The sequence below is a fragment of the Wenjunlia vitaminophila DSM 41686 genome, assembly GCF_000380165.1.
Lineage (GTDB): Bacteria > Actinomycetota > Actinomycetes > Streptomycetales > Streptomycetaceae > Wenjunlia > Wenjunlia vitaminophila.
In genome coordinates this window covers 13,635-32,512 of the sequence record NZ_KB904696.1, presented here as the reverse complement: position 1 = coordinate 32,512, position 18,878 = coordinate 13,635, and the positions used below count along the sequence as shown (strand labels likewise).

The window sequence follows — 18,878 nt, the reverse complement described above, 5'->3', positions numbered from 1 at the left end:
GTGTACCCCGACTCGATCCGCAACCAGTTCTGCGTCCGCATCCACATGACCGGACCCGGAACCCCGTCCTCCTCAGTCGTCGTCTTGGGCAGCCCACCCCCTCCTCCGCCGAGGTAGTCCAGCGGGTTGATGCGGACGCCGCTGGGATTGATCATGTGCCAGTGCACGTGGGGCCCGGTGGAGGAGCCGGAGCCCGGGGCGCCGGGCTGCCCGCCGGAGAGGCCGACCACGCCGCCCATGCCGATCCAGGCACCGTTGCTCAGGGAGAACGAGGAAAGGTGCATGTACTGGGTCCGGTAGCCATTGCTGTGGCTGATGGTCACCGTGTGCCCACCGGTGCCGTTGTAGGGGATGTTGGTGATGGTGCCCGCGCCGGCCGCGCGGAGCGGGGTGCCCACGGACATCCCGTAGTCGAGCCCGCCGAGCGAGCCGGCGTCGAGGTGGTCCTGCCATGTCCCGGTGAGCGGGTAGCCGCTGAAGGGGTGGTAGTAGTCGGCGGCGAACGCCTTGCCGGGCATCAGCACGTTGCCACCGACAGCCAGTCCCAGCGTGACCGCTCCACCACGCAACAGCCCGCGCCGGCTCAACCGCGACGTCGGTTCGGGTGAGTGGTGCTCACACATGTGCGCCTCCGAGGGCGGGGCAGAAGAAATGACAGGCTCATGGCATTCTACACGCGTTGATTGATTGTGACATGACAGGAGTTGCCATGAGAAGGAGAACCTGGCTCCGCGGCCTGACCCTCGCCGTGCTGGCCCCGGCCGGCGACACCCTGCTCGCTCCGGGCGCGTCGGCGGCCACCGACCTCCAGGGCATCGACGTCGGCACCACCCAGGCCGGCATCGACTTCGCACTTGCCCGAGCCCAGGGCCAGCAGTTCGCCATCGTGAAGTCGGGCGGCTGCCAGCTCGCCGAGGGCCCGTACACCAGCCCCTACTACACCCGGCAGGTCCAGGGCGCACGGGCCGCCGGCCTTCGGCTCGGGCACTACTGGCTCTCCGGCGACTACCAGACCCCGACGGCCGCGGCCGACTACTTCGTCGACCACCTCCACGACTACCGGCAGGGCGACGTCCTGGCGCTGGACGTCGAGGTGTTGGACGACTCCACGCGGCTGTGGGACGACACCCAGGTGGCCACCTGGTTCTGGCGGGTACGGGAACGAGTGGGCGCCTTCGTCCCGTGGTTCTACATCGGGGCCGCGAACCTGCGCGCCGGGAACTGGCCGCGCACGATCGCCAGCGGCGCCCACCTGTGGGTGGCGGCGTACGGCCCCAACGACGGCACTCGTCACGACGACCCCGAGCTCGGCGGCAAGTACCCCGACTGGGCCGTCCACCAGTACACCTCGGCCGGCTCCGCCGGTGGGGTGCCAGCCGTGGACCTCAACCTCGCCCGGGCGAGCGCCTTCGACATCGTCGAGGACGGCGGCGATCCCCCCGGTGACGGGCTGCCCAAGACGACGACTGAGGAGGACGGGGTTCCGGGTCCGGTCATGTGGATGCGGACGCAGAACTGGTTGCGGATCGAGTCGGGGTACACGGGTCCGATCGACGGTGTGCCGGGGGTGAACACCTACGCCGCGTTGCAGCGCAACATGCGGGACCACTGGGGTTACACCGGTCCCATCGACGGCGTGCCGGGGACCTACACCTGGATGGCGGTCCAGCGCCTCGCCGCGGCCTGGGGTTACACCGGTCCCGTCGACGGAGTCATGGGCCCCAACTCCTGGCGCGGCTTCGCCCGCTTCATCAACCAGGACAGCTGGGACTGAACCCCAGCACCGGGTCCGGATCGCCCCGGACCGGGCGCCGTGGGACCCGTCGTGCGGGTAGTGGGTCCGGCTGGACCCACTACCCACCGGGGGCAAGGAGCCGGCCCGCCGTCACGGCCGCGTCTGCGGCCGGCGGGAACCGGTCGGCCGACCCACACCGCGGGACGAGAACGGTCGGGGGAGCAGGTCCCCTGTGGTGGTCACACGGGGGCGGGAGCCGCTGCCCCGGCTCGTCGTTGCCGCAGCGACATCACGGGGCGTCAGGGCTTGCGCGCGACGCCGCCGTAGGCGGCGAGGGGTCGGTCCACGCCCACCTGGGTGGGATCGGAGCGCCACTCGGTGATGGGGACGAAGCCCGGTTCGACGAACTCGAACCCGTCGAAGGCGGCACGGATCTCGGCCTGGGTGCGCGGGTGGTAGGGGACTCCGCCGGTCTTGGCGTATTCCTCACAGAGGGTCACGTACGCCTGGCTGTCGGTGGTGCCGTCCCACAGGACCAGGTGGCTGCCCGAGGGCACCGCGTCCATGACGGTGCGCACGATGCGCAGCATGTCGTCGTGGCTGCGGGCGTGGCCCAGCACGCCCATGAACATCACCGTGACCGGTTGGGAGAAGTCCAGTACGTTGCGGGCGTGGGCGGTGATCTGCTCGGGGTCGTGGAAGTCCGCGTCGATGTAGGCCGTGACCCCCTCGTCGGTGGTGTTGGTCAACAGGGCCTGCGCATGGGTGAGGACTAACGGGTCGTTGTCGACATATATGATCTTTGAATCGGGCGCGGTGGCCTGGGCGACCTCGTGGGTGTTCTGCATGGAGGGCAGGCCGGTGCCGATGTCGAGGAACTGACGGCTCCCGGCCTCACCGGCGAGGTGACGCACCGCGCGGATGAGGAACTGGCGCGACTGCACGGCCATGGTGGCGATGTCCGGGTCGATCTCCAGGCACGCCTCGCCCACGACCCGGTCGACCTCGTAGTTGTCCTCGCCGCCCATCCAGAAGTTCCAGATGCGCGCCGAATGCGGGATGTCGGCTCGGATCGCTGGGCCTTGCGGGTGGGACATCAGGGTTCAACTCCTCGATCATTGCGGGCTGGGGACGACGGCTGCGGACGCCAGGGGGACCGTGCCCGGGGCAGCCCCTCGCCCAAGGGCCGGGTGAGGGGCGAGCCGGTCCCACAGGGACTGTTCAGCCTGGTCGTGCGGGGAACTCGGGGGTTCACGCCGGGGGATCGTATCCCGAGCCCCGCGGCCCGGAGCCCCCCGCGGACTGTTCCCGGCCGCGGCTGCCAACTCGGTGCGGGCCGGCGGACGGTGGACCGTGCTCGAGCAGGTGGACGTGGTCAGTCGCGCCGTTCACCTGGCGCGTCCCCGTGGCGGCGCGGCTCACCGCTGCCGTGCGTGCGCCGCAGGAACTGACCGGTGGCGGACTCCGGGGCGGTCATCAGCTCCGCCGGGGTCCCCTCGAACAGCACCCGTCCGCCGTCGCTGCCGCCGCCGGGGCCGAGGTCGATGACCCAGTCGGCCGCACCGATCACCTCGAGGTTGTGCTCGATCACCACGACCGAGTTGCCGTGCTCCACCAGGCGCTCGAAGATCTCCAACAGGCGGCCCACATCGGACATGTGCAGTCCCGTGGTCGGTTCGTCCAGGACGTACACCGCGCTGTCCCGGTGGAGCTCGTTGGCCAGTTTCAGCCGCTGGCACTCCCCGCCGGACAGGGTGCTGAGGGGTTGCCCCAGCGTCAGGTAGCCCAGGCCCACCTCGTCGATCGACCGCAGCACCTCCCGGATGCGTTCCTCGGCCCTGGACCGGGCGGTGAAGAACTCCCTGGCCTGGCGCGCCGTCAGTCCCAGCACGTCACTGATGGACAGCCCCCGAAGCGTGTGCCGCAGGACCTCCGGGCCGAACCGTCGTCCCTGGCACACCTCGCAGGGTGATGTGACTCCTTCAAGGAACGCCAGATCGGTGTAGAGCACGCCGAGCCCCTGGCAGTTCTCGCAGGCGCCCTTGGAGTTCGAGCTGAACAGTGAGGGGCTCACCTTGTTGGCGCTGGCGAAGAGTTTCCGGATGCCGTCGAGCATCCCGGTGTACGTCGCGGTGTTGGACCGGCGCGAGGTGCTCACCGGTGACTGATCGATGGTGACGGCCTTCGGGTACTGCCCCAACAGCCCCTCGTGGACCAGGGTGCTCTTCCCCGACCCGGCCACGCCGGTGACCACCGTGAGGACCCCGCAGGGGAAGCGGACGGTCAGGTCGCGCAGGTTGCGCATGGTCGCGTTCCGCACGGTCATCCAGCCGGTGGGTACGCGCACCTCGTCCCGAACCCGCAGCGGTTGCCGCAGGTGTCGTCCGGTGAGCGTGGGCGCCGCGGCGAGACCGGGGACGGTCCCCTGGTAGACCACCTCGCCACCGTCCGTCCCGGCGTGCGGCCCGAGGTCCACCACGTGGTCGGCGATCTCGATCACGTCCGGGTCGTGCTCCACCACCAGCACCGTGTTGCCCTTGTCCCGGAGCTTGCGCAGCAGGGTGTTGAGTCGCTGGACGTCCCTGGCGTGCAGTCCCACGCTGGGCTCGTCGAACACGTAGAGCATGTCGGTGAGGCTGCTGGCCAGGTGCCGCACCATCTTCACCCGCTGCGCCTCACCGCCGGACAGGGTGGACGTCTCCCGGTCCAGACTGAGGTAGCCCAGACCGATGGTGATCAGGTCGTCGAGCCGTTCCAGCAGCGTCGCCACCACCGGCGCGGCGACGGGGTCGTCGATGGCCGCCAGGGCCCTCCGCAGCTCGGTGGCCTCCATCGCGGCGAGCTGGTTGATGGTGTGACCGTGGACCGTGCACCCCAGCGCCGCCTGGTTGAGCCGGGCGCCACCGCACAGCGAGCAGGTGGTCGAGTGGGTGAACCGGTCGCGGATCTCCCGGTTGGCCTCGGACATCTCTGCCTCGTCCTTCTTCAGGTAGAGCCTGGTGAACTTGACCACCAGGCCCTCGTAGGACGAGTTGATCGTGCCGCCCTGCCAGGTCAACGGCACCTTGGTGCCGCTGCCGTGCAGGAGCATGTGCCACTCCTGCTCGCTGTAGTCCTCGAGCTTGCGGTCGTTGTCGAACAGGCCGGACTCGGCGTAGATCTTCCAGTACCAGGAGCCGACGTTGAAGTGGGGGTGCAGCAGTGCCCCGGTGGCGAGGGACTTGGACCGGTCCAGGAAGCTCTCCAGGTCCAGCTCCCTGGTCCGGCCGAGTCCCTCGCAGTTCGGGCACATGCCCTGCGGATCGTTGAAGGAGAAGGCGTTGGAGTACCCGACGAACGGGGTGCCGGCCCGGGAGAACAGCAGCCGCAGCAGGGCGTAGATGTCGGTGATGGTGCCGACCGTGGAGCGGGTCCCGCCGCGCAGCCGCCGCTGGTCCACCACGATCGCCGCGGACAGGTTCTCGATGGTGTCCACGTTCGGCTGTCCGTAGCGCGGCAACCGGTTCCGGACGAAGGTGGTGAACGTCTCGTTGAGCTGGCGCTGCGCCTCCGCTGCGATGGTGTCGAAGACCAGCGATGACTTGCCGGACCCGGAGACACCGGTGAAGACGGTGATCTGACGCTTGGGGATGCGCAGGGAGACGTCCTTGAGGTTGTTCTCCCGAGCACCGGTGATCTCGATGTGGCCGTGGGACACGGGGGGTTGCTCCTTGCAGCGTGGCGGGTGGACCGGGCAGCCCGCGCGGGAACGGGACGCCGTCAACGGTGTGGCTGTGGGCCGGGCGGTGCGAACGGGGCGGGCACCGGCGGTCGCCGACGGGGAGGACCGCGGCCGACCGGGCGGGTCACGTGGGCGCGGCGTCGCGTGGTCATCCGCGTTCACCCGTCTGCCACCCCGAAACTCTCTACAACGTAGGGAACAGGTCGAGGAGTGTAGCGTACGCCGTAAAGAGTGGGCTGGGGGAACGGCTTGCGAGCCCCCTGCGGCTGGCGAAGGAGCGGGTGAGGTGGCCACGGAGTACAGCAGTGGCGGTGATCCGAGGCGCAGCATGGAGCTGCTGTGGCGGACCAGGGAACAGCCGAGACGCGGCCCGCGCCCGCGGCTGACGGTGGATCGGATCGTGGCTGCCGCGATCGGGATCGCCGACGGGGAGGGCATCGCCGCGGTGTCGATGCGCCGGGTGGCCGAGCGGCTCGGCGTGACCGCCATGTCCCTGTACACCTACGTGCCGAGCAAGGCCGAGTTGATCGACGTGATGCTGGACGGTGTCTACGCGGGGATGACCCGTGCCGCGCCCGCGAGTGACCACTGGCGGGCCCGGCTGGCGGCCGTGGCCGACGACAACCGCGCGCTGTACGCCCGCCACCCCTGGCTCGCGGCGGTGGCCGCGGTCAGTCGCCCCCCGCTGGGGCCGGGCGTGATCGCCAAGTACGAGTACGAACTGCGGGCGTTCGACGGGACCGGCCTCGACGACGTGCAGCGCGACGCCGCCCTCACCTTCCTGCTGGGCTTCGTGGAGACCTGTGCCCGGGCGGCCGGGGCTGCCAGGGCGTCCCGGCAGCAGACCGAGATGACGGACCAGGAGTGGTGGGAGGCCGTCACGCCGTACCTCGAGCGGGTGTTCGATCCGGAGAGGTACCCCACCGCCGCACGGGTGGGTGCCGCGGCCGGCGCCGCCCAGGGGGCGGCGTACGATCCCGACCGCGCCTACACCTTCGGCCTCGCCCGGGTGCTCGACGGCCTCGCCGTGCTGATCGAGGCCCCCACCACCAGGGCCCCCACCGCCGGGTCCGAGCCCCGTGCGAACCCCGCAGGCCCCGCCGCCGACGGCCCGTCGGGCCCGGGCCCCACCGGCGCCCGCCGCTGACGGCCCGCCGGACCCGTCGGCCGGGGGGTCAGTTCAGCTCGGCCATCCGCGGGGAGACGTGGCGGTCACGGTACTCCTGGGGATTGACCCCGTACGCTCCGCGGAACAACCGGCTGAAGTGAGCCGGGTTGAAGAACCCCCACCGGGCGGCGATGTCCTGGATGGGGTCGCGGCGCAGCAGGGGGTCCGCCAGGTCCTGCCGGCACCGCTGGAGCCGGCACTGCCGGATCCAGTCGGTCACCGTCTGGCCGTCGTGCTGGAACAACCGGTGCAGGGTGCGGGTGGACATGTGGTGCGCGGCGGCGATGGTGCCGGGGGACAGGTCCGGATTGTCCAGATTCTGTTGGATGAAGGAACGGACCTGGAGGCGCAGCGTCTGACGGTGGGTCTCCGGCGGCACCGCCGCGCCCGCGTCGAGTTCGTGGGCGAGCAGCGAGGCCACCAGGTCGACGACGACGTTGCCCAGCCGGGGCGCGTCCCGGGTGAGGTACTGGTCGGTGTTGTCCGTGGCGAGCCGGACGAGGAGTCCGGACAGCAGCGCCCCGATGCCGTCCCGGCCCGACAGCGGCGTCGTGGTGATCCGTTCCACCTGCCGCTCCGACAGCGGGAGCAGGTTGCGCGGGAACGACACCATGATGCCCTCGGAGACACCGCACTCGCCGGCGACGGACATCTGGAACGGCCGTGACGCGTTGTACAGCGCCAGGTCGGAGGACCGCAGCCGGAAGCTGGTACGGCCCTGCTGGAACGTCTGGAAACCGTGCACCACGTGCTTGAGCTGCAACATCTCCTGCCGCTTGGGGGTCCAGTGCCCCTCGCAGGTGGAGGCGACCACGGAGGCGACCTCGACGGCGCCCAGGTTCACGTGGCGCACCTCGGCCCGGAACTCGATGGAGGGATCGCTGCGCACCTCCAACGGGATCGCCAGCGGGGAGAACAGCTCCTGCCAGCGGGCGAACCGTTCGCCGGCCGGCACGTCCCGGCGGGCGCCCCGGACCCGGTCCGCACTCCCCGCGCGCCTCGATGTCTCCACGTCCTCCTCCACCCCCTCGACGTCGCGCGCCGTGTGCTCCCGCGCCACGGAGCCGACCGCCCGTGGCGTTCGCCGGTCGGCAGGTGCCGCCAGCCTACTGAGCCGCCGCGTCCACTTCCCGGGTGGAGCGGCCGGCGTGCCCCCCTCAAGGGTCGGCCCTGTCCTCGATCGGGGCCAGGGTGCCGCGGGTACGTTCGACCCCGCCGGTCGGTGTCCGCCGTCCGCGGCATCCGGGTGGGCCCAGGTGTAGAGGGCGCGGACCGGGTTACCCGCCAACCGCCACGCCCGGCGCGTGTCGGGGAACAGTGGCCGGAGGGTGACTGATGTTCTCACTCACAGGGTTGTGGGTGCCGCCGCGGGGCCTCGGCGCGCTGACCGGGCCGGTCACCGCGGGCGTCCGGGAAGTGGCCGACCTCGCGGGGCAACTGGCCGGGGTGCCGCGGCGTGAGGTGTGGGCGCGTCCGGGCCGTTGCCACATCGCCGTCCGCGGGCTGCACGGCCCCGACGCCGACCGGCTGGCCCGGCGGGTGGAACGCACCCTGGAACGCCACCCCGGCGTGCTCTGGGCCCGGGTCAACGCCCCCGCCGCCCGGGTCACGGTGGCCCTGACCACCCCGCCGCCCCGCCAGCGCGACCTGGTTGACCTGGTCGCCCACGCCGAGTCCCACGGCATCTCCGGGGCGGAGGAGGACATCGGGGAACGGTGCCTGGAACCGCACCACCCCTGCGAGGGACCGCGCACCCGGCAGTCGGTCTCCGGACTGCTGGCCGACGCGGTGGGCCTGGGCCTGAGCACGGTCGCCCGCGTCGCCCCGTGGACGCCCCTGCCCCCCGAGGTGGCGGCCGTCGCGGGCGCGCTCCAGCACCACCCCTGGCTGCGTGGCCTGGCCACCCGCGGCTTCCCCGACCCCCAGCAGGCCGAGTCGATCCTCCCCGTGATCAGCGCCCTGGCGCACGGCGTGGCCACCGGGGGCGGCGGGATCGCCCTGGACGTCGTCCAGCGCCTGGCCCAGTGGCGGGAGGCCGGGGCGCACCGCGAAGCCTGGCGCCAGGCGGAACCCGAACTGGTCCCCGGGCCGGAACACGCCGGAGCCGACGCCCTGGTGGTCGAACGGCCAGGCCCCGCCCCCGGGGACGTGGCGGACCGGCACGCCGAGAGAACCGTGCTGCTCAGCACCCTGGCCGGGGCCGCCGCCACGCCGTTCGTCGGGTTCCGACGCGGCCTTGCGGTGGCGCTCTGCGGAGTGGCCAAGGCGCCGGCCGTGGGCCGGGAGGGCTTCGCCACGAGCTTCGGCCGCTACCTGGCGCTGCGCGGGACGGTCGTGATGGACCGCGGGGTGCTGCGCCGCCTCGGCCGCGTGGACACCGTCGTCCTGGACGAACAGGCCCTGCGCAGCGACCGGTTCGAGCCCGCGGACCTGGAGCTGCTCGGCGGGGCCGACGCCACCGAGGTGGTGACCCGGCTGTTCGCGCTCTTCGACGCCAGGCGCCCCGGGCGGGTGGCGCGGGACGACGACGGCTGGGTGCTCGGCCCGCTGGACCGCCTCGAGCTGTCCGGGCGCAACGGCCACCGGGCCGCGGACCGGCTGCGCCGCCGCGGCAGCGTCCGGGTGCTCGGCCTGGCGACGGGACGCCAGCTCCGGGCCGTGGTCGGCCTGTCCGCGCTGACCGTCCCCGGCGTGGACGCGGTCGCCGCCGCCGCCCGCCGGGTAGGGGTCCGGCTGGTGCTCGCCAGCAACAGCGCCGAGCCCGTGGTGGACTTCGCGGACGCGGTCGTCCCCACCGGGAACCGGCTGGTGGCCTCGGTGCGGGGCCTCCAGGCGGACGGTGCCGTGGTGCTGCTGGTCTCCGGCAACCGCCGTGCCCTGGGCGCCTCGGACTGCGGCATCGGGGTGCACCGGGAGGGAGAGCCCCCGGCCTGGGGCGCGCACCTGCTGGTCGGTACCGACCTGGAGGCGGCACGCCTGGTCGTGGACGCCGTCGGGGCCGCCGGGCAGGTGGACCGGGAGAGCGCGATGCTGGCCGCGGGCGGCAGCGGCGTCGGGGCGGTCGCCGCGGTGCAGGCCCCCCCGGAGCGGGCCGCCGCCCGGGGCGCCACCGCGGGCAACGTCGCGGGGGCGTTCGCGTTCGGCCTCGGTCTGTGGCGTGCCCGGCAGTTGCTGGACCGTCCGGTGCACACCCCCGCCGCGGCTGCACCCTGGCACCTGATGCCGGCACCGCAGGTGCTGGAGCGGTTGGTGACCTCCCGCGAGGGACTGACGGAACAGGAGGCCGCCGAGCGGGTCGGCCGTGGCGCCGGGCCCGGGGAGCCGGGCCGCGTCGGGGTGCCCACCGCGTTCGTCGAGGAGTTGGCCAACCCCCTGACCCCGGTGCTCGCCGCGGGCGCCGCGCTGGCCGCCGCGGTCGGTTCGCGGGTTGACGCGGCCCTGGTCGCCGCCGTGTCCGGAACCTCGGCGCTGCTCGGGGCGGCGCAACGGGTGCGCACCGAACGGGCCCTGGCCGAACTCTTCACCCGCTCGGCGGTCGGCGCCCGGGTCCGTCGCGACGGTCGTGAGCGGCTGGTCCCAGCGGGCGACCTGGTGCCCGGGGACGTCGTCAGCCTGCGCTCCGGCGAGGTGGTGCCGGCGGACTGCCGGCTGTTGGACGCCGAGGGCCTCGAGGTGGACGAGTCCTCGCTCACCGGTGAGTCGCTGCCGGTGGCCAAGGACCCGGCGCCGGTGGTGGCCGCACAGCCCGCCGACCGCAGGTCGATGCTGTACGAGGGGACCACCGTGGTCGCCGGTGGGGCCCTGGCGGTGGTGGTCGCCACCGGGCTCGACACCGAGGTGGGGCGGAGCCTGGCGACCGCCCGCCAGGCCGCGCCCGCCGTGGGCGCCGAGGCCCGGTTGGCCACGCTGACCAGGTCGGCCCTGCCAGTGGCGATCGGGTCCGCGGCGGCGGTGACCGGGTTCGGACTCCTGCGCGGACGCCGGCTGGCCGACACCCTGTCCTCCGCGGTAGGGCTGGCCGTGGCCTCCGTTCCCGAGGGGCTCCCGTTCGTGGTCAACGCGGCCCAACTGGCCGCTTCCCGCCGCCTCGCCGCGCACGGAGCCCTGGTCCGCAACCCGCGCACCATCGAGGCCCTGGGACGCGCCGACGTGCTCTGCTTCGACAAGACCGGCACCCTGACCGAGGGCGACCTGGCCCTCACCGCGGTGAGCGACGGCGACCGCGAGACGCCGGTGGACCGGCTCACCGCCGCGGACCGGGACATCCTGGCCGCCGCGCTGCGGGCCACCCCGCCCGCCCGCCAGTCCGAGCCGATGGCGCACCACACCGACCACGCGGTGGTGGTCGGTGCCCGCCGGGCGCGGGTGGGCGTCCGGCACGGCATGGCCCGTTGGCGACGCGCCGCCTCCCTGCCGTTCGAACCCTCCCGCGCCTACCACGCCACCGCGGGCACCCGCACCGGCGACACCGCCCTGCTCAGCGTCAAGGGCGCGCCGGAGAACGTGCTCCAGCGGTGCGGCCGACGGCGCGTGAACGGCACCGAGCGACCGCTGGACGACGCCGCCCGCCACGCCCTCGCCGCCACCGCGGAGGAACTCGCCGGGGCCGGCCGCCGGGTCCTCGCGGTGGCCGAGCGGACGCTGGACAGCGACACCAAGCTCGCCGACGACACCGTGACCGACCTGGTGTTCCTCGGCTTCCTCGCGCTCTCCGACCCGGTGCGCACCAGCGCAGCCCCCGCGGTCGCCCAGTTGCGCGGGGCCGGGGTGAAGACCGTCATGCTCACCGGGGACCACCCGGCCACCGCCGAGGCCATCGCCGCCGCGGTCAACGACAACCCCGACTGCACCGTGTGCACCGGCGTCGAACTCGACGAACTCGACGACGAGCAACTGGACGCGCTGCTTCCCACCGTGGACGTGATCGCCCGGTGCAGCCCCCACCACAAGGTCCGCATCGTGCAGGCGTACCAGCGTCTCGGCCGGGTGGTGGCGATGACCGGTGACGGCGCCAACGACGCCCCCGCCATCCGCCTCGCCGACGTCGGCATCGCCCTGGGGCGGCGCGGCAGCCCGGCGGCCACGGCCGCGGCCGACCTCGTCGTCGGTGACGACCGGCTGGAGACGGTGATCTCCGCGCTGATGGAGGGCCGGGCGATGTGGACCTCGGTCCGGGCCGCGCTGTCCGTGCTGATCGGCGGGAACTTCGGGGAGATCGCCTTCACCGTGCTCACCTCCGCGCTGACCGGGGGCGCCCCGCTGAACGCCCGGCAGTTCATGCTGGTCAACCTGCTCACCGACCTGGCCCCGGCCCTGGCCATCGCGATCCGCCGCCCCAGCACCCAGGTCGGGGAGCGGTTGTTGTCCGAGGGCCCCGACCGTTCGCTGGGCACGGCCCTCACCAACGAGGTCCTGCTGCGCGCCACCGCGACCGCGACCGGCGCCACGCTGGCCTGGGCGGGGGCCCGGCTGACCGGGAGGAACCGGCGCAGCAGCACGGTGGCGCTGGCCGCGTTGGTCGGCACCCAGTTGTCCCAGACCATGCTCACCGGCGGTCTCGACCGCAAGGTACTGGTGGCCAGCCTCGGCTCCGCCGCACTGCTCGCCGGGGTGATCCAGACCCCGGGGGTGAGCCACTTCTTCGGCTGTACCCCGCTGGGCCCGGTCGGCTGGGGCATCGCCCTGGGGTCCGTCGCGTCGGCCACCGCGCTGAGCGCCGCGTTGACACCGGTGGCCCGCAGGCTCTCCGTGCGCGGGGACGCCCCGGCCGGGCCCGTTCGACCGGCGGACCAGGAGAGCCCGCCCGTCGGCTGAGACCTGGCTCGACCCGGTGGGCACCCGTTGCCGCTCCGGAGATGGCCGGCGAGCGGCACGGGGGACGGCTCCCGCCCGTGCCTGGTGACCAGCGAGCTTTTTCTGACGATGAGTCAGCTAGCCAGCTCGTGCCGGCCGGGGCGCCGACTTGCCGTGGCGGCTTCCCCGTACCCGCCGCGGTCGTTCAGGACGGTGGGAGACTCGACGGGCCCCGCGCTCACGGCGCCTCGTCCGGCAACCCACGCAGCGCCTCGGCGATCCCGTGGATGTCGGCGAGGCCGGACTTGGCCTGCTCCACCAGGTCACCGAGGACGACGGTGCCGGGCAGCCTGGTCCAACCGGCGGCGGCGCAGTAGGAACGGGTCATCGCCATGGCGTAGAACTCGTTCATCGGGGAGTCCAACGGCGGGCAGACGGTCAGCGTGTGCAGCAGCGCGGCCGCGCGCCAAGCCGTGTCGTGGCCGGTGGAGTCGGGCGCCATCACCAGGTCTGACGCGTGCCGGGCCACTGCCGCCTCGATGCCGGACGGGTCCCACACGGTGGGGTCGGACGGCAGGTGGTGGGCCAGGACGTTCCAGGCCCAGGTGAGGTCGACCTTCACGTGCTAGGACCGAACCGCCGCTGGACGTAAGCCCAGTTCTCCTCGGTGTTGAACTCCGCCGCCGCGGCCAGGAAGCGGTCCCGGTTCTCGTCCAACTCTCGCTTGGTGACCTCGGTGATCAACGCGGTCACCGTGGTCCCCTGTTCGGCGGCCCGGGCCTTGAGGCGTTCCAGGAACTCCTCGTCCAGGCGGATGGTCACGTGCTTCGACATGGGCCGAGCGTACAGCACCAACGCTGTACGGGCACCGGCCCCGACGGGCGACTGCGATGCGTTGCCGCACGGTGGGCGTACCGTCACCGATGTTGTACTTTTGCGGTGCCCGCGAGCCGGACGGGTCCGTTCCGTCGGACCGTGGGTCGGCGTGTTCCCCGCCCCCACCACCGTTTCGGAGCCGCCGTTCCGGCGCCGTCGCACGCAACACCGTTGTCACCGGGGCCCGTCCGCGGGGGCCGTCATCCAGCGGCACGGCTCAGGGCCGCAGTTCGGGGCGGCTCCGGTTCGTCCCGCGGTCCGTGACGGGGCGGTGTCCCGCACCGGGAGCACGTCCGCCCGTGTCACCCGAACGACCAGGAGAACGTGTGACCTCAGCCGATCACGCCGCGATACCCCCGCCGGGCTGCCCGGCGCACCCACCGGGCGCCCGGTTCCCGCTCTTCGGAGCGGAGTGCACCGCCGACCCCTTACCCGTCTACGCCGCCCTGGGGGAGCAGGGCCCCACAGCCCCGGTCTCCCTCGCCCCCGGCGTGGACGCCCTGCTGGTCACCGGCTACCAGGCGGCCCTCGACGTGGTGCGCGACCCGGGGACGTTCGTCAAGGACGCCCGCCGCTGGACCGCGCTGACCGAGGGCAGGGTGCCCCGCGACAGCCCCGTCCTGCCGATGATGGCCTACCGGCCGAGCGCGTTGTTCGCGGACGGCGACCAACACACCCGTTTACGGCAGGCGATCAACGACAGCCTGGCCCAGGTGGAACCCAACGCGCTGCGCGGCTACGTGGAGACCGGCGCCCGGGCCCTGATCGACGGGATGGCCCCCCAGGCCGAGGCGCGGCTCATCGCCATGGTGGCCATCGAGAGCCTGCTCGACCGGCTGCCCGACGTGGAACTCACCCCTGCCAGCCGAGGAGTCGGCCTGGCAGCCAGGCCCCTTCTACCGCTGCCCCGCCGCCCTACCGGTGCGGTTCACCTCCGACTCCGCCGTCGCTGCGGCCCCGACCGACCTGGAGGCACCTCATGGACAGCTCCTGCCCGGCCCACGCGTTCCGACTCGACACCAGCGGACGGGACGTCCACGCCGAACTCCGCGAACTCCGCCGGCTCGGGCCCGCGACGTTGGTTGAACTCCCTGGTGGGGTGGTTGCGTGGTCGGTGACCGACACCGACCTGGTGCGGCGGCTGCTGTCCGACCCGCGCGTGGTGAAGAACGCGCGCGAGCACTGGCCGGCGCTGCGCAACGGTGAGGTCCCCGCGGACTGGCCGCTGCACCCCCTGGTGTCCGTGCAGAACATGTTCACCTCGGACGGCCAGGACCACCGCCGGCTGCGGCGGTTGGTCACCGGGGCGTTCACCCCCCGGCGGATCGAGGCCATGCGCCCCAGCATCGAGCGGATCACCGCCGACCTGCTGGACCGGCTCGCCGCCGTGCCGCCTGGCCGCCCCGTGGATCTCCACGCCCAGTACGCCTACCCGCTGCCCACCCAGTTGGTCTGCGACCTGTTCGGCGTGCCCGAGCCGATGCGGGCCGAAGTGCGCCGGGTCACCGACGCGATCCTGACCACGCAGGTGACTCAGGAACAGGCCGCCGCCAACGCCACCGACCTCTACGCCGCCATGCACGCCCTGGTCGCCGCCAAGCGCGACGCCCCGGGCGACGACATGACCAGCGGCCTGATCGCGGCGACGGACACCGACAGCGACTCCCGGCTCACCGAGGACGAACTGGTCAGCACGCTCATCCTGATGATCGGCGCGGGCGCGGAGACCACGGTCAACCTCATCGGCAACGCCGTCGTCGCCCTGCTGACCACCCCGGGGCAACTCGACCTGGTCCGTGACTCCAGGGCCACCTGGGACGACGTGGTCGAGGAGGCGCTGCGCGTGCTGCCGCCCGTGATGCACCTGCCGCTCCGCTTCACCACCGAGGACGTCGTCGTGGACGCGAACACGGTGATCCGCGCCGGGGAGCCCGTCCTCATCGCCTTCGGGGCACCGGGACGCGACCCGGCGGTGCACGGCCCCACCGCGGACGCCTTCGACGTCACCCGCGAGGACAAGAGCCACCTCGCGTTCGGCCACGGCGCGCACTTCTGCCTCGGTGCCGCGCTGGCCCGCCTGGAGGCGGGAATCGCCCTCCCCGCGCTCTTCGACCGCTTCCCCGACCTGGCCCTCGCCGTGCCGGCCGGCGAACTGCGGCCCCAGCCCTCCTTCATCAACCCGGGCCACCAGGCGGTCCCGGCAGTGCTGCGCCCGGCCGCCGGCGGTGCTCCGGTCGCGGCAGGAGCCGTGGTGGGGGACCGGAACACACCCGGGTGAGCACACGGCCGCCCGGCCGCGTGCCCCGGCCCGGTGCCCGGCGGCGGGCCGGGCCGGTCCCGTTCCCGGCGGCCCCCGTGGTTGCCTCCTGGGGCCCACCGGCCGTCGGCACCACACCGGGGCCGGGGCACTGGTCCACTCCGCTTCCCCCGCCGTTCACCTTCCCGGTGCCCGGGGGCCGTTCGCCCGGCCTACGGTGTGCACTCCGGGCCCGCCCGCGGTGCCGTCACCCGACGGGGGCCCGGGTCCTTCCCGCCAGCCGACCCATGGACCCCGTGTGCCCAAGCTCTCCGTCGTCGTGCCGTTCTACAACGTGCAGCAGTACGCCCAGGACACCCTGCGCAGCCTCGCCGCCAACGCGGGGCCCACGACCCAGTTCGTCCTGGTGGACGACTGCTCCACGGACGCCACCGGGGAGATCCTCGGCTCGTGGCGGGCCGAACTGCCCAACGCCGTCCTGATCAGACACGAGCGGAACCTCGGCATCGCCCAGGCCCGCAACAGCGGCATCGACGCCGCCGACGGGGCGTACGTCACCTTCCTCGACGGCGACGACTGGTACGCCCCCGGGCACCTCGACACCCTGGTCCGCGTCGTCGAGGAACTCGACTGCGACTTCCTGCGCACCGACCACGTCCAGTGCACCGGTGTGAAACGGGTGGTGCGCAGGGCCCCGGCGCCCCGCAGGAACACGGTCCTCGACCCGAGGGACGTCATCGGGCCGGCCAACGCCGAGACCATGGTGGACTACCCGTTCGTCTGGGCCGGGATCTACCGGCGCCACCTGTTCGACGACCGGGGGATGCGGTTCGACGTCGGCCTGAAGACCGCGGAGGACCGGCTGTGGACCTGGCGGCTCCACCTGCGCGCCAGGTCGTTCGCCGCCGTCGGACTGCCCGGGATCTTCTACCGGCGCGGGGTCACCACCTCGCTGACCCAGATCAAGGACGCCCGGCAGCTCGACTTCATCCCCGCCCATGACGCCCTGCTCGCACACGTCGCCGCGGACCGGGAGGCCGACCGGTTCATGCCCAAGGCGGTGCGCACCTACTGCGCGATGATCGCCTTCCACGTCAACCACGCGGACCGTTACGAGCCCGAGGTGGTCCGCCAGTTGCGGCGGATGGCCGTGGCCGCCCTGCGCGGCATGCCCCAGGACGTGCTGGACGAGACCCTGGCCGCGATGGACCCCGAACGCGGCCGGCTCCTGCGACGGCTGCGCGGCACGAGGAGGGCTGCCTGAGATGCGTCCCACCCCCACCCAGGTGTTCCAGGCGTCCACCCTCTACGGAGCGGCCACCCTGGCCGCCGCCCTGGACGCCGGTCTGTTCGGCGGCCCGGCCGCGGCCCGCAGGGTGCTGCTGGTCTGCAACAACGCGGCGGTACCCGAGACCACCCCGCCGCTGAGCGCGATGCGGGGCTTCGAACGGATCGCCACCCGGTTCGACCAGGTGCTCGACTGGAACGACACCATCCGTCCCCACCACCCCAGGGGGTGGACCCCGCAGCCCAACGACGCACCGGTGTGGGAGCGGATGCTCCGGAGCCTGTGGGGACTCGGTGACACGCCGGTCTCCCTCGTCGTGGAGTCCGTACAGGTGAGTCCGGCCAAGGCGCTGACCACCATTTTCGCCGAGAGCGACGTTCAGGTGTACGCGGACGGCCTGATGAGCTACGGCCCCACCAGGGACCGGTTGCCGCAGACCCTGGGGCGTCGCCTGCACCGGTTCCTCCACCTCGACCTGGTGCCGGGCCTGCGCCCGTTGCTCCTGTCGGAGCTGGACGTCGAGCCCGTCGCCGTGCCCGACGACGCCTTCCTGCGGGTGCTGTCGGAGCTGGGCGAGGCGGCCAGGTCGGACCCCGCGTTGGAACGGGCGTGCGCGGACCGGCCCACCGCGGTGCTGCTCGGCCAGTACCTGGCCGCCCTCGACATCCTCACCGCGGACGAGGAGGACGAGCTGCACCTGCGGATGCTCCGCGGCGCGGTGGCGGCCGGGCACCGCAGCATCGTGTTCAAGGCCCACCCCACCGCTCCGTGGGGCCACTCCCGCGCGCTGGCGGAGGCCGCCGCGGAAGCGGGCGTCACGCTCCGTGTGCTGGACGGACCGGTGCTGGCCGAGGCGGTGTTCGAACGGTGCCGGCCCCAACTGGTCGTCGGTTGCTTCTCCACCGCGCTGCTGACGGCCGCCACGTACTACGGCATCCCGGTCGCCAGAACCGGCACCGAGCTGCTGCTCGAGCGCCTGACCCCGTACCAGAACAGCAACCGGGTGCCGGTGACCATCGTGGACTTCCTGGCTCCCGAGCTGTCCGGCCCCCCGGCGACAACCGGACCCCGGGCCGCCCTCGGCGGGGGCCGCCGGCCGGCCCCCGCCGAGGTGGCGGCGCTGAGCGAGCTGGTACGCACCGTCGGGTACTGCATGCAGTCCGAACACCATCCGGCGCTGCGGGACGGCGCGGCCGCCTGGCTCCGGGCCAACCTGGACGACCACACCCGGCGCTACTTCAAACGCCGCAGGCTGACCGCGCTGGCCCTGCCGGGCGGGGGCATCCCACCCGGCCCGCGGTCGCTGCGGGGCAACCCGGTCGCCCGACGGGTCGCCCGCACCCTCCGTGCCAGGGAGCGCGCCCGCCGCTGACCGCCGGGGGCCGGCGCGCCGGCCCCCTCGCAGTTGCTTTACTGGCTTCCGCGACTCGTCCGGGCTCCTCCTGGGGAGGTGCCCGAGAGGCAGGGTGAAGTCATGATCTTTTCCTTCCTGCGTGACGACACGCAGGGCTCGCTGGCGGTGACCGTGGAGCACGTGGATGACCCCGCCGCGATCGGCAAGCACCCCTCGGCCCGTGGTTTCCCGAGCTGCACGGCCGTGGTGGACTACCCGGGGAAGGGCTACCGGGCCCTCTTCGGATGGGTACAGCTCGTTCGTTCGACGGACAACTCCTCCGCCGGGGCCGCCTTTGACATGGACCCGTTCTACCTCTTCGAGGACGCGCCGTCGCCGTACGCGTTCTTCGGCATCAATCCCACCCTGTTCGACGCGCCGTCCCGCGTCAGGCGGGATCCCCTCGTCTGGACGGCCCAGAGCTACCTCGCATGGACACCGATGGACGACACCGAACGGCGGGTCCGGCCGCTGGTCGGGTTCTCCTGGGGATTCGACGTGGACTCGGACGGTCGCATCACGCTGCAACCCGTACGGGCGTTGTCACCTGCGGACTGGAACGCTCACCTGCCCCACCTCGGCACCTCTTGTCCAGGCTGGGTGTTCGACACGTGGCAGCCTTCGCCGGCGACAGGGCGGTGACGGGG

General features: G+C 72.9%; 14 protein-coding genes. 8 read left to right on the top strand and 6 right to left on the bottom strand.

Annotated elements, in window-relative coordinates:
• Positions 1-623 (bottom strand): M23 family metallopeptidase (locus A3IG_RS0121515; protein ID WP_040912087.1); only part of this gene is annotated, 623 nt, incomplete at its 3' end.
• Between the two features lie 86 nt (positions 624-709).
• Here A3IG_RS0121515 and A3IG_RS0121510 point away from each other — a divergent pair.
• Positions 710-1,774 carry a GH25 family lysozyme gene (locus tag A3IG_RS0121510; RefSeq protein WP_018385658.1) on the top strand — a complete coding sequence of 355 codons (1,065 nt, stop codon included), beginning with the start codon at positions 710-712 and terminating at the stop codon, positions 1,772-1,774.
• A 260-nt stretch (positions 1,775-2,034) separates the two neighbouring features.
• Here A3IG_RS0121510 and A3IG_RS0121505 read toward each other — a convergent pair whose 3' ends face one another.
• Positions 2,035-2,832 carry an SAM-dependent methyltransferase gene (locus A3IG_RS0121505; protein ID WP_026220516.1) on the bottom strand — a complete coding sequence of 266 codons (798 nt, stop codon included), beginning with the start codon at positions 2,830-2,832 and terminating at the stop codon, positions 2,035-2,037.
• A gap of 278 nt (positions 2,833-3,110) precedes the next feature.
• Positions 3,111-5,432, bottom strand: a complete 2,322-nt coding sequence (locus A3IG_RS0121500; RefSeq protein WP_018385656.1) for an ATP-binding cassette domain-containing protein — start codon at positions 5,430-5,432, stop codon at positions 3,111-3,113.
• A gap of 310 nt (positions 5,433-5,742) precedes the next feature.
• On the opposite strand from A3IG_RS0121500, the gene A3IG_RS0121495 reads away from it, so the two are divergent.
• Complete coding sequence (locus tag A3IG_RS0121495; RefSeq protein WP_018385655.1) at positions 5,743-6,603, top strand: TetR/AcrR family transcriptional regulator; 861 nt, start codon at positions 5,743-5,745, stop codon at positions 6,601-6,603.
• A gap of 28 nt (positions 6,604-6,631) precedes the next feature.
• Here A3IG_RS0121495 and A3IG_RS33835 read toward each other — a convergent pair whose 3' ends face one another.
• On the bottom strand, positions 6,632-7,684 hold the full coding sequence (locus tag A3IG_RS33835) for a helix-turn-helix domain-containing protein (RefSeq protein WP_018385654.1): 1,053 nt from the start codon (positions 7,682-7,684) through the stop codon (positions 6,632-6,634).
• Between the two features lie 275 nt (positions 7,685-7,959).
• On the opposite strand from A3IG_RS33835, the gene A3IG_RS0121485 reads away from it, so the two are divergent.
• Positions 7,960-12,438, top strand: coding sequence for a cation-translocating P-type ATPase (locus tag A3IG_RS0121485; RefSeq protein WP_018385653.1), 4,479 nt, complete (start codon positions 7,960-7,962; stop codon positions 12,436-12,438).
• 217 nt (positions 12,439-12,655) lie between these two features.
• Here the strand turns inward: A3IG_RS0121485 and A3IG_RS0121480 are convergent, their stop codons facing one another.
• Together A3IG_RS0121480 and A3IG_RS0121475 are read right to left on the bottom strand one after the other, a co-directional pair.
• Complete coding sequence (locus tag A3IG_RS0121480; RefSeq protein ID WP_018385652.1) at positions 12,656-13,039, bottom strand: hypothetical protein; 384 nt, start codon at positions 13,037-13,039, stop codon at positions 12,656-12,658.
• Positions 13,036-13,251, bottom strand: a complete 216-nt coding sequence (locus tag A3IG_RS0121475; RefSeq protein ID WP_018385651.1) for a ribbon-helix-helix domain-containing protein — start codon at positions 13,249-13,251, stop codon at positions 13,036-13,038. The genes A3IG_RS0121480 and A3IG_RS0121475 overlap by 4 nt, the downstream gene beginning before the upstream one ends.
• 368 nt (positions 13,252-13,619) lie before the next feature.
• Here A3IG_RS0121475 and A3IG_RS35895 point away from each other — a divergent pair, with 368 nt between their 5' ends.
• The 5 genes from A3IG_RS35895 to A3IG_RS0121450 all read left to right on the top strand — a co-directional run bounded on the left by A3IG_RS35895 (position 13,620) and on the right by A3IG_RS0121450 (position 18,873).
• A complete protein-coding gene (locus A3IG_RS35895) occupies positions 13,620-14,411 on the top strand; it encodes a cytochrome P450 family protein (RefSeq protein ID WP_018385650.1) in 792 nt (263 codons plus the stop codon).
• Complete coding sequence (locus A3IG_RS0121465; RefSeq protein ID WP_018385649.1) at positions 14,408-15,571, top strand: cytochrome P450 family protein; 1,164 nt, start codon at positions 14,408-14,410, stop codon at positions 15,569-15,571. Before A3IG_RS35895 ends, A3IG_RS0121465 begins: the two co-directional genes overlap by 4 nt.
• A gap of 277 nt (positions 15,572-15,848) precedes the next feature.
• Positions 15,849-16,814, top strand: a complete 966-nt coding sequence (locus A3IG_RS0121460; protein WP_018385648.1) for a glycosyltransferase family 2 protein — start codon at positions 15,849-15,851, stop codon at positions 16,812-16,814.
• A gap of 1 nt (position 16,815) precedes the next feature.
• The gene (locus A3IG_RS0121455) at positions 16,816-18,210 is read left to right on the top strand and encodes a polysialyltransferase family glycosyltransferase (protein WP_018385647.1); all 1,395 of its coding nucleotides are present in this window, start codon (positions 16,816-16,818) and stop codon (positions 18,208-18,210) included.
• A gap of 102 nt (positions 18,211-18,312) precedes the next feature.
• Entirely contained in the window at positions 18,313-18,873 is a 561-nt protein-coding gene (locus tag A3IG_RS0121450) for a hypothetical protein (protein WP_018385646.1), read from the top strand.
• Positions 18,874-18,878 lie beyond the last annotated feature (5 nt).

Bases quoted from the DNA above. Each gene is read 5' to 3' on its own strand.
- A3IG_RS0121475 (WP_018385651.1), bottom strand. From the start codon at position 13,251: ATGTCGAAGCACGTGACCATCCGCCTGGACGAGGAGTTCCTGGAACGC.
- A3IG_RS0121455 (WP_018385647.1), top strand. From the start codon at position 16,816: ATGCGTCCCACCCCCACCCAGGTGTTCCAGGCGTCCACCCTCTACGGA.
- A3IG_RS0121510 (WP_018385658.1), top strand. From the start codon at position 710: ATGAGAAGGAGAACCTGGCTCCGCGGCCTGACCCTCGCCGTGCTGGCC.
- A3IG_RS0121485 (WP_018385653.1), top strand. From the start codon at position 7,960: ATGTTCTCACTCACAGGGTTGTGGGTGCCGCCGCGGGGCCTCGGCGCG.
- A3IG_RS0121505 (WP_026220516.1), bottom strand. From the start codon at position 2,832: ATGTCCCACCCGCAAGGCCCAGCGATCCGAGCCGACATCCCGCATTCG.
- A3IG_RS0121450 (WP_018385646.1), top strand. From the start codon at position 18,313: ATGATCTTTTCCTTCCTGCGTGACGACACGCAGGGCTCGCTGGCGGTG.